General features: G+C 62.6%; 10 protein-coding genes and 1 pseudogene. 5 read left to right on the forward strand and 6 right to left on the reverse strand.

Going from position 1 to position 13,671, the window contains the following annotated elements; genetic code table 11:
- The first annotated feature begins 348 nt into the window (after positions 1-348).
- A complete protein-coding gene (locus DQ397_RS03375) occupies positions 349-810 on the forward strand; it encodes a hypothetical protein (RefSeq protein ID WP_043213630.1) in 462 nt (153 codons plus the stop codon).
- Positions 811-1,097: 287 nt separating this feature from the next.
- Here the strand turns inward: DQ397_RS03375 and DQ397_RS03380 are convergent, their stop codons facing one another.
- Entirely contained in the window at positions 1,098-2,375 is a 1,278-nt protein-coding gene (locus DQ397_RS03380) for a bifunctional O-acetylhomoserine aminocarboxypropyltransferase/cysteine synthase (RefSeq protein WP_043213632.1), read from the reverse strand.
- Between the two features lie 187 nt (positions 2,376-2,562).
- Between DQ397_RS03380 and DQ397_RS03385 the strand changes: the two genes are divergently transcribed.
- Entirely contained in the window at positions 2,563-4,194 is a 1,632-nt protein-coding gene (locus DQ397_RS03385) for a hypothetical protein (protein WP_052352488.1), read from the forward strand.
- A 1-nt stretch (position 4,195) separates the two neighbouring features.
- Here the strand turns inward: DQ397_RS03385 and DQ397_RS03390 are convergent, their stop codons facing one another.
- Positions 4,196-5,188: a 5'-nucleotidase gene (locus tag DQ397_RS03390; RefSeq protein ID WP_043213633.1), complete on the reverse strand. Its 993-nt coding sequence runs from the start codon at positions 5,186-5,188 to the stop codon at positions 4,196-4,198.
- A gap of 31 nt (positions 5,189-5,219) precedes the next feature.
- Complete coding sequence (locus DQ397_RS03395; protein ID WP_043213635.1) at positions 5,220-6,368, reverse strand: helix-turn-helix transcriptional regulator; 1,149 nt, start codon at positions 6,366-6,368, stop codon at positions 5,220-5,222.
- A 220-nt stretch (positions 6,369-6,588) separates the two neighbouring features.
- Between DQ397_RS03395 and DQ397_RS03400 the strand changes: the two genes are divergently transcribed.
- Entirely contained in the window at positions 6,589-8,202 is a 1,614-nt protein-coding gene (locus tag DQ397_RS03400; RefSeq protein WP_043213637.1) for a phosphoethanolamine transferase, read from the forward strand.
- Between the two features lie 45 nt (positions 8,203-8,247).
- Here DQ397_RS03400 and cysN read toward each other — a convergent pair whose 3' ends face one another.
- From cysN to DQ397_RS03415, 3 genes are all read right to left on the reverse strand, one after another.
- Positions 8,248-10,134 carry a sulfate adenylyltransferase subunit CysN gene (gene cysN, locus DQ397_RS03405; protein ID WP_043213640.1) on the reverse strand — a complete coding sequence of 629 codons (1,887 nt, stop codon included), beginning with the start codon at positions 10,132-10,134 and terminating at the stop codon, positions 8,248-8,250.
- A complete protein-coding gene (gene cysD / locus DQ397_RS03410; RefSeq protein ID WP_256664336.1) occupies positions 10,134-11,048 on the reverse strand; it encodes a sulfate adenylyltransferase subunit CysD in 915 nt (304 codons plus the stop codon). Before cysD ends, cysN begins: the two co-directional genes overlap by 1 nt.
- A gap of 93 nt (positions 11,049-11,141) precedes the next feature.
- Positions 11,142-11,612 (reverse strand): SRPBCC domain-containing protein, encoded by a 471-nt coding sequence (locus DQ397_RS03415; protein WP_102082462.1) that lies wholly within the window; start codon positions 11,610-11,612, stop codon positions 11,142-11,144.
- 417 nt (positions 11,613-12,029) lie between these two features.
- Here DQ397_RS03415 and DQ397_RS03420 point away from each other — a divergent pair, with 417 nt between their 5' ends.
- Together DQ397_RS03420 and DQ397_RS03430 are read left to right on the forward strand one after the other, a co-directional pair.
- Positions 12,030-12,533 (forward strand): hypothetical protein, encoded by a 504-nt coding sequence (locus DQ397_RS03420; protein WP_043215909.1) that lies wholly within the window; start codon positions 12,030-12,032, stop codon positions 12,531-12,533.
- Positions 12,534-12,661: 128 nt separating this feature from the next.
- Positions 12,662-13,671, forward strand: a pseudogene (locus tag DQ397_RS03430) (RHS repeat protein); the annotation flags it as partial.

The raw sequence follows: 13,671 nt of genomic DNA on the forward strand, positions 1-13,671 counted from the left end.
CTTGCATTTTGCATTGATGGTTTGCGGTACGTATGTAGTTGTTCAGAACTTTTTTGTAATGCGAGCTCATCCTCGGGCGCTTAGTTCGCTGGTAACGTCACTTCTGATATTTTTTATCTGCACACTTGTGACTCTGGGGTTCTCTCCGAAGACCGATTTCTCACTGGTGACTGGGCTTCCCTCATTGATTGCCCTATGGCTGCTTAATACTCGTCGCTTCAGAGGACTCTGGAAACGCCTATGCGTCATGCGCAGGCGCCGCACCCGCCAGCGGCGCCTGATCAGGCAGCTCAAACGAACGCGCAGACGTTAGATTCTTAATCCTTTTGATAGCGTCGTCGTCTCGTAATGAAGTATGTAAGAAAAGAACTTCCAACCTGGATCAAGCCTTATTTCGCGATTTTTGCCGCCGTCTTTATTCTCTCTGTGGCAGCAAGTGTCCTCGGGGCGACGAGTGTCGCGGAAATGTTCCTCACTGGCCCTATGAGGGAACGTACTTTGGATGCTATGGCTGGCTCCATTAGTTTGGTTGTATTGGTTCAGATTCTTTTGGTTTTGAGAGCCCATGTACGAGCACTCAAAAGTTTAGTGGTATTGCTGTTGATTGCCCTGATCAGCATCCTCGCAACTTATACGGCCTCATCCAATCCTCAAATGAATTTTGTTCCCGCCATTTTTCCGTTGGCAGCCTTATGGCTGCTTAACACTCGTCGCTTCGGAGGACTCTGGAAACGCCTCTGCGTCATGCGCAGGCGCCGCACCCGCCAGCGGCGCCTGATCAGGCAGTTGAAGCGCACGCGCAGGCGTTAGCGTTTTGATCGTCCTGATTACGGCGTTGTCTTCGAGGACGCCTTCGTGGGTAAACCCCCACAGGTTCCGCGGCGCTATCAACAACACCGCTGTACCTGTGGGGGCAAACCCACAGGCTTGAGTCGTTCGCACAAGTCGATACATGCAGGTCCCTGTGGGAGCGGGTTTACCCGCGAATAGGCCCGTGCCGCAACACAAAAGCGTTGTTCCTGCCTGGCCGCTCCCGCGGCGTGGCGGACAACAGCGCAGGGCCTATGGAGTCGGGGCCTGTCAGCGATAGCGAGTCATCACCCGCGGCTCGCCTCCAGCGCCTGCGCCAGGTCCGCGATGATGTCATCGCAGTGCTCGATCCCGATCGACAGTCGCACCATGTCCCTTGGTACCCCAGCTTTTTCCAGCTCTTCATCATTGAGTTGGCGATGGGTGGTGGACGCGGGATGGCAGGCCAGTGACTTGGCATCGCCGATGTTCACCAAGCGCACCACCAACTGCAGCGCATCGATAAAGCGTGCGCCGGCTTCTTGTCCGCCTTTGATCCCGAACGAAAGAATCGACGCCGGTTTGCCGCCGGTGTAGCGGCGCGCTAGCGCGTGCTCGGGATGGTCCGGCAAGCCGGCGTACTTCACCCAGGCGACCTGTTGGTGCCCTTGCAGGTAGTGGGCGACCTTCAGGGCGTTTTCGGTGTGTCGCTCCATGCGCAGGGCCAGGGTCTCAAGACCCTGCAGGATCAAGAACGCATTGAACGGCGACAACGCCGCGCCCGTGTTGCGCAGCGGCACCACGCGGCAGCGGCCGATGAAGGCGGCAGGGCCGAAGGCTTCGGTGTAGGTCACGCCGTGGTAGGACGGATCGGGGGTGTTGAGCAGGGCGAAGCGTGCTTTGTTATCGGCCCAGGGGAATTTGCCGGAATCGATGACGATGCCGCCGATGCTGGTGCCGTGGCCACCGATGTACTTGGTCAGCGAGTGCACGACGATGTCGGCACCGTGCTCGAAGGGGCGACACAGGATCGGGGTGGCGACAGTGTTGTCGACGATCAGCGGCACGCCGTGGCGGTGCGCGGCGTCGGCCAGGGCCTGGAGGTCGACGATGTTACCGGCGGGGTTGCCGATGGATTCGCAGAACACCGCCTTGGTACGGTCGTCGATCAGCGCTTCAAGGGCGGCGATATCGTCATGCGGCGCGAAGCGGGTCTGGATGCCCATGCGTGGCAGGGTGTGGGCCAGCAGGTTGTAGGTGCCGCCGTAGAGCTTGGCCACCGAGACGATATTGTCGCCGGCCTCGGCGACGGTCTGGATGGCATAGGTGATGGCGGCCATGCCCGAGGCCACGGCCAGGGCGCCGACACCGCCTTCCAACGCCGCCATGCGCTGCTCGAGGACGTCGTTGGTGGGGTTCATGATGCGCGAGTAGATGTTGCCGGCTACCTTCAGATCGAACAGGTCGGCGCCGTGCTGGGTGTCGTCGAAGGCGAACGAGGTGGTCTGGTAGATCGGGACGGCCACAGCCTTGGTGGTCGGGTCGGGGCTGAAGCCCGCGTGAATGGCCAGGGTTTCCAGCTTCATGTATCGATCCTTGAGTCGTGGTGGAAGCGTTTGAGCATGGAGGCTGGGGGGAGGGTGGTCAAGGTGATGGAAGGCGGGTGATCTGCTCGAAAAGTTGACGTGTATGGATACTCACCGTTGGTGCGTGTCCGGCGCTGCTGTACCTTGGCGGTCAACCAACGCAGCGACTTTTCAGGACAGCAAGCAGATGGATCGGAAGACGTTTCTCGCGCAACCGGATGTGAATGGCTTCATTGAGTGGCTCCAGGCAACGCTTGGGCATCTGCAGGTGCACCTGCGCTTGCGGCGCAGCAAGCAGGTGAAAGGTGGCCTGGATCTGCAAGTGGTGGGCCTGGAGCAGGTGCATGCGGCGTATCGCTGGGGCGCGGGGTGGCAGGATTACCATACCGGGCAATGGGTTGCCTCCACGGACTGGGCCAGCACCAAGGCCTCGCTCGATCTGCTGCGCAGCCGCTTGGCCAGCGCGCTGGCCTCGGGTTGTGACGATGCGACCTACAATGCCTGTCGCGCGGTGTTGCAATGGGGCGGTGTCTGGGGAGCTGTCCCGTTCCTGGGCGAATTGCGACGCAAGGGCAAACTGGTCGAGTACCTGAATGCGTGCCGGCCGTTGTTCAGCCTCGATACGGACCAAACACTTTCGGACCTGAATGAGCGCAGCATTCAGCGCTTCGACGCGGGGCTGACCAAGATCCATGCCCTGATCGACACGACCGGTTCGCCGATCTACGACAGCCGTGTCGGCGCGGCCATTGCCATGCTGTACGCCCGCTACCGGGTAAATGCCCAAGGGCGCGCACAACTGAAGTTCCCCAGCGGTGCCGCGCGGGGCAAGCAGATACGTGATCCGGGCGAATTTGGCTACGCGGCTGCGCCGCAGTTCTTCACCTCGAAGGTCTCGGACCACATCTGGGCACGAAGCCAGGTCGAGCTAGGGTGGATCATCCGGGCGGTGCTCGAGCGCCTGCCTGGGATGTTTTCCGGCTCGTTGGCCGAGCGCAGCCACTGCTTCGAAGCGGCGCTGTTCATGATCGGTTATGACCTGCGTTGCCTGGTGCCGGATGCCGATGTGGTCGCTGTGCCAGGCCATGCGGCTAAGGCGGGCAAGCGAACCCGGAGGCTTCGTGGAACCTGGGTGCAACCCAGCACGGTGTTTCCGCAGGTCTTCTGGGATTACCTCGAGTGCAGCCAGGGCGCCGGTCACAGCGTCGAACTGTCCGATTTCAGGCAGTGGCAGGTACAAGTTAAAGGGCGAGAGCCGAGCACTGCCCGGGATTACGCCACGGCGTTCAAGCACAGCGAACTCGACATTGTCAGATTCAGCCTCCCGCAAATCGAGGCCATTGCCAATGGCGGCGCAAAGGGCCTGGAAGTGCTCAGCGGTGGCATTCCCGAGTTCATCGCTGGCGATGAATACGAGCAGGTGTATCTGGTGAATGTCTATCTGTCTGGTCGTGCGACGGAAATGGCGCGTGAACATTCGGTACCCGCTGCAGAGCTCATCCTCCGGGCAGGCTTCGCGGGTAAACAGAGCACCGCAAAGTTGATCCTCAGATTAGGTCGCACGTTGGGCGAGCACTTCGACCTGATCGCCAACGCACACCCGACTGAGTTGTTCGAGACGTTCTTCGGCCAGACCCTCACGGATCTCGACGATCAGCTGTTCAAAGCACTGGAGTGCGTCGGCGTTACGGGGGCAGTAGCACAGGATCCGGAATACAGCCCCGCATTCGCCGCCCTGATCCACGAAGCCGCCGCCGGTGAGTTCATTGAACTCGAGGACGGCGATCTGGACGCCCTGATCGAGAGCTACCGGGAATAACTCAGTCGTTATCCGAGGTCACTACGGGCAACTGTGCAGGTTCGGCCAGCGCATTGCCCGCTTCCCAACGCTTGTTCGCCACCCCAAACGGCACATGCACCATCGGCAGATCCCCGGCCACGGACGTCAGGTGGCTGCGTTGGTCGTCGAAAAACATGTGCGGCTTGAGGATCGACAGCACGCGGTCTTTTTCCATGCCGCCCAGGAAGAACGACTCGTCCGGCGACACGCCCCAGTTCTTCAAGGTGGTCACCACCCGCTCATGGGACGGCGCATTGCGCGCGGTGACGATGGCGATGCGCAGGATGCGCTGGTAGTCCGGGCACTGGGCCAGTTTCTGGTCCTCCAGGGTGCGGATGTGCGAGAGCTTGCGGTAGAGGTCCGCCAGCGGGCCTGGCTGGTGGGGGATGGCCTTGCGGTCGCGCTCGTGGGCCAGGAACTCGCCGAGGTCGTGATGCTGCTTGTACACGCTCTCGGCCTCGTCATCGGCGATCACGCCGTCGAAGTCGAAAGCCACCCTCAGCTCGGTGTCGATTTCATCGTCGTAGATGCGCGTGGGTAGCACGAGGCCGGCGGGGTAGTCGGCGTCGATGGCGCGCTGGACGTCTTCTTCGTGGGCGCTCAAGAACAGCGAGGCATTGAAGGCCGGGATGTACTCGTAGGGCGAGCGGCCGGACATGAATGCCGCCCGGGTGATGTCCAGGCCGTAGTGGTCGATCGAGCGGAACACCCGCAGGCCGGTCTCGGGCGAATTGCGTGAGAGCAGCACCACTTCTACCGGCAGTTGCGCCGGGAAGGCCTTGTTGATGCTCAGAAAACGCCGGATGAACGGGAAGGCGACGCCCTTGGGGAAGGGCTCGTCGAGGTTCTGCTCCTGATGCTGGCGGTACGCCTCGACCCCCTCGGTCTTGTAGATGTCGTCGGACACGGTCAGGTCGAACAGCGCGCTGGAGGCGACGCCGACGACAAGTTTCTGCTCGATGGGGTAGGGCATGTGGCCTCCTGGGGCTGCTGTACAAGCCAGATTACCCCAACGACGCCACGCTGTTGAGCAAGGTCTTCACCAACTGCGCCTGGCGCGTGGCGCCGGTCTTGGCGAACACCCCGCGCAGGTGCGCGCGCACGGTATTGCGCGACACATGCAGCAGGTCCGCCGTTTCGTCCAGGGTCTGCCCGTCCATCACCAGCATTGCCACCTCGGTTTCCATGGGTGTGAGCTGGAACAGGCTGCGCAGCAGGTGGCGCGAGGCCTGGGGCGAGTCGGCCGGGTCGCGGATGAACAGGGCCACCGCCGGTCTGCGGGTGGCTTTGCCGGCCTGGTAGTTCAGCGGGATCGGCCGCAGCAGCAGGTTGAGTGGCATCTGGCCGCTGGGGCGGGAAAGGGTGAGCACCTCCAGCTCATCCAGCCCGCGCTGGCGCTGGCGCAGCACGGCCTGGACTGCTTGCTGCAAGGCGCGGTTCTCGTGATTGAGATAGGCGCACAGCTTCTCTTGCCGGCACACCAAGCCATCGCCTTCGTCGAACAGCCGCTGCGCTGCGCGGTTGCAACGCAGCTTGCGGCCGTTCTCATCGAGGATCACCGTACCGACCATCAAGCGGTCGATGGTCGCAGCATACAGCTGGCGCTCGGAGTCCAACTGATCCACGGCCGAGTGCAGGTCCACCGCCTGCTGCACGTGTGGCTGCAGCAGGCGTACCAGGGCGACCTCCCCGGCATCGAAGTCCGCACCGGTGTGCCCGCGGCTGGCGAACAAGGCGCAGTGCATCCCGGCGTTGGTCACCATGTTGGCCACCAGTACGTGGCGCAGGTCCAGCGGTTGCAGGTAGTTGCGGTAGAAGTCGTGGGCCAGCCACAGCGCGCTGCCCATCACCTGGTCGGCCGTAGCCACTTGATTGGCTGGCCAGTCGAGAAACGGGCAGATGGAATAGTAGTACTCGCTGTAGGACGGCTCGCCGGGCAGCAGCGGACCGTGGCTGGAGGCGTTGACGATCAGGCCGGGGCGTTCGTGCTCGGGGTTGCGCAGCACCAGGGTGATGAAGCTGGCGTCAAGGCGCTGGCGCAACTGTTCGAGAAAGCTGCCCCAAGGCGTGGATTCGAGAGGGCCTTGATAGACCAAGGCGAGCAAGGCGCTGAGCGCGTCGGTAGCGATGGGAGCCGGATGATGAGCGGTCATGCTGCGCCTCGCGGGGTATCGGGAAGGGCAGTATTGATGGGGGACTTGCCGGGTAAATCGTCTGTTTGGACTAACTGGCTATGCTCGGGGATGATCCTGCCGCAACCGTCAGCGCCGGCGTCCAAGGCGAAGCCCGATGATCTATGCTCGTTCGTATGCCAGCAACGGGGTATCGCGCAGGGACGCACCTCTCCCATGGGCGCCCGACGAGCATTAAAAAATGAAACTCCCCACGTTGAAGCAGGAATGGCCGAACCTGGTGCTCTGGGCGTTTTTGCTATCGCCCATCATTATCCGCACCCTCGCCAACCCGTACGCGAAGATCGACCTGCTGGCGCTCTACACCGTCGCCATCTCATTGCTGTGGCTGGCGGCGATCCGTTTTGCCTCCACCGATCAATTCAAGCTTCATGTTGGGTTGTTGCCGTTCTATTTGTTGGCCACCATCGACCTGTTCCTGACGCTCAACTTCAACTCCCGGTTGACGGCGGCCTACCTGTTCATCGGGCTGACCAACTACAAGGAAACGACCGACTTCCTGCTGACTTACTGGAAGTCCATTACGTTCGTGCTGGCGGTATTCGCGGCTTGTTACGGGATCGGTCTGGCTGGCCTGTACCGGCGTCGGCTGCCCAAGAGCTGGTCGCTGTTCGCCTTGAGCCTGTGCGCTTTGCTGCTGGGGTATGGCGCGTACTTCTACAAGACCGTGACGGTCAATTCGCTGGGCAAGGGCGCCGTGCTCGACCTGGTCGCCAAGGACCAGAGCACGCCGGTGGGTTACCTGTCGCAAATCGGCCTGACCGCCTACCTGCACGGCGAAACCCTCGAATACATCAAGCAGCGCCAGGACACCGAGGTCAACATCACCCGTGTCTCGAACGATTCGAACATCCAAACCCTCGTTTTCGTGATCGGCGAATCCTCACGGCCACACAACTGGTCGCTCTACGGCTACCACAAGCCAACCACACCGAACCTGGACAAGCGCCTGGGGCTGTTCAAGTTCAACCGCATGTGCACCACCGCGCCCTACACCGCGTTTGCCGTGCCGTCGATGCTGAGCCTGTCGCCGATCTCCGACTGGGACCAGATCGCCTCGACCAAATCCCTGGTGGGCATCTACCGTGCAGCGGGCTACAAGACCCATTGGTTGTCTGTCCAGGAGGTCGACAGCTTCGGTGGGATCATTCCGCAGATTGCCGCCGAGGCACACAGCCGGCAGTACTTCGAGCGCAGCTATGACGCCGCGCTGCTGCCTGTACATGAGCAAATCCTGCATTCGGCCGCTGCCAAGCAGGCGATCTTCATCCACATCAAAGGCAGCCATTTCGATTACGAGCGCCGGTATCCGGACAGCTTCGGGCAGTTCCAGCCCGCCACCGACAGCGCCAAGGACAGACTCGTCGCCCATTACGACAACACCGTGCTCTACACCGATTGGCTGTTGCACACCCTCATGAATCAACTGGAGGCCAGTAACAAACCGTCAGTGCTGGTCTACAGCTCCGATCATGGCCAGAACCTCATGGATGATGATCGCGGCTTGTTGGGGCATGGCATCGGCAATGAATACGACTTGTCGGTCTCGGCGTTCGTCTGGGCCACTGACAACGTGTCGCGCCACCAGAGCGCGAAGCTCGAAAAACTCAAGCAACGCCAAGACCAACGGGTGAGCATTGCCTCCCTGCCGCATACGCTGCTGGGGCTCACCGGCGTTTACACGGACGGCTACAACAGTGCCGAGGATCTGCTCAGCGACGACTTCGTCGACTCCAACTGCCCCTACCTGCTCGGCTCGGGTTTCGTGCCCTCGTTCGAGTTCGGTACCCGCTGAGCGGTCAGGTGCGGGCACGGCGGCGTGGCACCGCGCCCGCTGCGCTCATAGCCTGAGCAAGGCTTCGACGATGCGCTCGGCGGCGGCTTCGGCCGATTCGCGTTGGGTGTCGATGTGCAGCTCCGGGGTCACCGGTGGCTCGTAGGGCGAGTCGATGCCGGTGAAGTTCTTCAGCTCGCCCCGCCGGGCTTTCTGGTACAGCCCCTTGGGGTCGCGCTGTTCGGCCAGGGCCAGTGGGGCGTCGATGTAGATCTCCAGGAAGTTGCCATCCCCGGCAAGGCTACGGGCCATGTCGCGCTCGGCGCGAAACGGCGAGATGAACGAGACCAGGGTGATCAACCCGGCATCGAGCATCAGCTTGGCCACCTCGGCCACGCGGCGGATGTTCTCCACCCGGTCCGCCTCGGTGAAGCCCAGGTCGCGGTTCAGACCGTGGCGTACGTTGTCGCCGTCGAGCAGGTAGGTGTGCCGGCCCAGGGCGTGCAGCTTGCGTTCCACCAGGTTGGCGATGGTCGATTTACCTGCCCCCGACAACCCGGTGAACCACAGCACCCGCGGGCTCTGGCCCTTGAGCGCGGCGTGGGCCTCGCGGTTGACGTCGATGGCTTGCCAATGCACGTTCTGCGCGCGGCGCAGGGCAAAGTGCAACATGCCGGCGCCCACCGTGCGGTTGCTCAGGCGGTCGATGACGATGAAGCCGCCGGTGTCGCGGTTGTCGGCATAGGCATCGAACGGGATCGGCCGGTCCAAGTGCAGGTTGCACACGCCGATGCCGTTGAGCTCCAGGGTCTTGGCCGCGAGTTGCTCAAGGCTGTTCACATCGACCCGGTGCTTGAGATTGGCGCAGCTCATGCCTACGGTGCGGCAGCCGATCTTCATCAGGTAGGGGCGCCCGGGCAGCAGGGCGTCTTCGTCCATCCACACCAGGGTGGCCTCGAACTGGTCGGCCACCGCAGGCGGGGCGTCGGCCAGGGCGATCAGGTCGCCGCGGCTGATGTCGATCTCGTCCTTGAGCACCAAGGTCACAGCTTGGCCGCATTCGGCCCGTTGTTGCGGGCCGTTGGGGCCGAGGATTTGCGTGACCTCGCTCTGCTGGCCTGAAGGCAGTACGCGGATGCGTTCGCCGACGCTCACGCTGCCAGCGGCGACGTTGCCGCAGTAGCCGCGAAAATCAAGGTTCGGCCGGTTGACCCATTGCACTGGCAGGCGAAACGCCGCTTCGCTGGCGCGGGCCTGCTCCAGGGGCACGTCTTCCAGATACGCCAGCAGGCTCGGGCCTGTGTACCACGGGGTATTCGGGCTGGGGCTGAGCATGTTGTCGCCGCGCAGCGCCGACAGCGGGATGCACTGGATATCGTGCAGGCCGATCTGCGCGGCGAAGGCGCGGTACTCGGCCTCGATGCGCTCGAACACCGCCTGGGCGTAATCCATCAGGTCGAGTTTGTTGATCGCCAGCACCACTTTGCCGATACCCAGCAGCGACACCAGGTAGCTGTGGCGGCGGGTCTGGGTCAGCAAGCCTTGGCGGGCATCCACCAGGATCACCGCCAGGTCCGCGGTGGACGCGCCGGTAACCATGTTGCGGGTGTACTGCTCATGGCCGGGGGTGTCGGCGACGATGAACTTGCGTTTGTCGGTAGCGAAGAAGCGGTACGCCACATCGATGGTGATGCCTTGCTCACGCTCGGCGGCCAGACCGTCCACCAGCAGGGCGAAGTCCAGCTCCTCGCCTTGGGTGCCGAGTTTTTTCGAGTCGGCTTCGAGCTGGCCGAGCTGGTCTTCGAACAACACCTTGGACTCGTACAGCAGGCGCCCGATCAGGGTGCTTTTGCCGTCGTCGACACTGCCACAGGTGATGAAGCGCAGCAGTTGCTTGTGCTGTTGCGCCTGCAGGTACGGGGTGAGTTCGTCGTGCTGGGTGATGGCGTTCATCAGAAGTACCCCTCTTGTTTTTTCTTCTCCATGGAGCCGGCCGAATCGCTGTCGATCAGGCGGCCTTGGCGTTCCGAGGTGCGGCTGACCAGCATCTCGCTGATGATCGCCGGCAGGTCGTCGGCGTCGCTGTCGATGGCACCGGTAAGCGGGTAGCACCCCAGGGTGCGAAAGCGCACCTTGCGCATCTGCGGGGTCTCGCCGTCACGCAGCGGCAGGCGGTGGTCGTCGACCATGATCAGGGTGCCATCGCGCTCCACCACCGGGCGCTCCTTGGCGAAGTACAGCGGCACGATGGGGATCTGCTCGAGATAGATGTATTGCCAGATGTCCAGCTCGGTCCAGTTCGACAGCGGGAACACCCGCAGGCTCTCGCCCTTGCGTTTGCGCGTGTTGTACAGACGCCAAAGCTCCGGGCGCTGCTGCTTGGGGTCCCAGCGGTGCTGCTCGGAGCGCAGCGAGAACACCCGCTCCTTGGCCCGGGACTTTTCCTCGTCGCGCCGCGCGCCGCCAAAGGCTGCGTCGAAACCGTGCTTGTCCAGCGCCTGCTTGAGGCCCTGGGTCTTCCACACATCGGTGTGCAGCGCCGAGCCATGGGTGAAAGGGTCAATGGCCTTTTCCACGCCCTCGGGGTTGATGTGCACCAGCAGTTCCAGGCCCAGGCGCTTGGCGGTCTGGTCGCGGAAGGCGATCATTTCGCGAAACTTCCAGGTGGTGTCCACGTGCAGCAGCGGGAAGGGCGGTCTGCCCGGAGCGAAGGCCTTCATCGCCAGGTGCAGCATCACCGCGCTGTCTTTGCCGATGGAGTAAAGCATCACCGGGTTTTCACACTCGGCCACCACTTCGCGGATGATCTGGATGCTCTCGGCTTCCAGCCATTGCAGATGAGTCAACATCGGATACCTCCTCGTGATCGTCCGGGCTTGGGCCCGGTTGACGCCAAGGTAGGCAATGCGCCCCCGGCGCCTCTTCGTCTGCTCGGACGAAGTGCGCCGGGGGCATGGACATCACCCTGCAGCAGCGTGCAGCGACTCGGCGCGGGCCTTCACCGCCAGGGCCACGGCATCGAAGCCCTGCTTGACCCAGTGGCCATGGTTGGCCATGACCGTATCGGCGGTGGGCCCCAGGAACTGGTCGGTGGTGTGGTAGCGGCAGCTGTCCGGGCCGGTACGTTCGATCACCTGCTCGCGGCGGGCGGCGTCGGGGTTGCTGGCGCTGGCGTGCATCTCCCAGGCCAGCAGGCGGTACGGTTCGAAGTCGGCCAACTGCTCGGTCACGTGGATCAGCTCACCGGGCTGCGTGGGATCAGGCAGGTACAGATTGACCGGCTCGCCCAGGCGCAAGGTGGACTCGACCTTGACCGTGTACGGGTTCCACTGGGGATAGCGGGGCAGGTCGATGAGGATCGACCAGACCAGCTCTGCAGGGGCGGCGATATCCACGGTGACGGAGCGAACCAGGTTTTTTTCTGTTGTCATCAAGGTGTCCTCGTTGGATGGCCCAAGCCCGGCTGGGCGCGGGAGAGCCAGATGGCCCAACGGGGGATCGTCGCCCGTTGCGACGGGGGGCTCCTCGTCCGTTTGGACGAGGAGGCAGAGTGAGGTAATCCTACTTGGAGCTAGGCATTGTTCCGTATGAGTGGCGGCAAAATCCGCCTGCTGTGAAGCAGTGCGCGTGCAGAACTCTGATCGAAAGTTAGGAACAATCCCACGTCCCACGCTACTGAACAAGGAATGATGCACATGCCATCCAACGGTAATCCACCTTCAGCCTGGGGCAGGGCGCACGGGCGATCATTGTTCTCGTCGCCTCCCACTGCGCAAGCACACACGCCTGAGGAACCAAGGCCAAGAGCGGCAACTTCGCCAAGATTGCCATCTCAGGATTTTTCTGGCATGGCGACGGCTAAGGAGGTGGAAAAAGCAAGAACGGCCGCAGCTTGGCAGGCCAGGAAGGAGCGTTTCGACCATGGCGCCGGCCTCATCATCAACGGTGAGCCGGGTGAAAAACTCAAGCGGGTGTTGCGCGCGCAAGGCGCCAAGAGCATCCATGAAATCGAGGCTGTAGGGCGCGACAAGGAGACCGGGCTGTACGTGTACATCCAGAATGCCGGGATGAAGGGCGGGATGTATCACGTTGTGGGCAAGCACCTAGACGACTTCCATAAAGTCGGGGCCTACAGCAATGCGCAAATCAGAGAATTGGTGATCAGCGCAGTGACAACGGGCAGGCACGTCGCTACGCAAGGGCAGAACCGTCCGGTCTACCAGATCCAGTACGGGGGAAGATTGGTGCGGGTTGCCGTCAGTGTCGCTGCCAATGGGTATGTTATCGGCGCGAACATCTCCAAGCCTGGCGACACGACACGCGCACCGGAGGCTCGGTGGAATCCGCTGTAGGGAACAGGCGCCCGGAGAGAAGGGGGCAAGCCACAAGGCTGTTAGATCGCTGAGCTTTCACCGCGTGTGGGGGTGCTTAGGATGCTGAAAAGGGGCGGGTTATCTCGTAATGACTGAAGGAGCAAGTCTTGAACATTTCCCTATTCAGCAACACACCCACCGTCACGGTGTTGGACAATCGCGGCTTGCCTGTACGCAACGTCGCCTATCATCGCCACCCCGATACCCCACAGGTGACGGACACGCGTATCACCTACCATCGCCACGATGCCCGCGGCTTTCTGACCCAGAGCACCGATCCGCGCCTGCACGAGGCCGGGCTGGCCAACTTCACCTACCTGACGAGCCTGGCCGGCGAGGTCTTGCGCACGCAAAGCGTCGATGCCGGAACATCACTGGCCCTGAGCGATGTCGCCGGTAGGCCGTGCCTGACGCTGCACAACATCAGCGCCGACAAGGACGACCCGCCCGTGACCCGCACCTGGCAGTACGAGGACGCCTCGCTGCCGGGCCGCCCACTGTACGTGACGGAGCAGGTGGCCGGTGCGCCGGCGCGCGTCATCGAACGCCTTCTTTGGGCCGATCCGACGTTGTCGGGTGACCGACTGAGACACGCCGGTCAGGGCAATGCGCTCGGTCCTCACCAGCCCGGCGGTGTCGTAGTGCCGAATGCACTGGCCGGCGTGTCTCAGTCGGTCACCCGACAACTGCTCAAGAATGCCGGCAGCCCTGACACCCTCGTCGACTGGCAGGGCGAGGACGACGCGGGGCTCGAGCCCGACGCGTACACCACCCAGACCACCACCGATGCCACTGGGGCAGTGCTGAGCACCCAGGATGCCGCAGGCCATAAGCAACGTCTGTGCTATGACGTGGCCGGCCAATTGGCTGGCAGCTGGCTCACGCTCAAGGGCGGCACCGAACAGGTGATCGTCAAATCCCTCCATTACTCTGCTGCCGGCCAGAAGCTGCGCGAGGAACACGGCAACGGGGTGGTGACGACCTACACCTACGAGCCCAAGACCCAGCGCCTGGCCTCCATCAAGACCGAGCGTCAGGGCAGTGGGGCGAAAGTGCTGCAGGATCTGCGCTATGCCTACGACCCGGTGGGTAACGTGTTGAGCGTGCGTAACGACGA

Origin of the sequence: Pseudomonas sp. CK-NBRI-02 (assembly GCF_008124495.1) — a bacterium.
In the GTDB taxonomy this organism is placed as follows: Bacteria; Pseudomonadota; Gammaproteobacteria; order Pseudomonadales; family Pseudomonadaceae; genus Aquipseudomonas; species Aquipseudomonas guariconensis.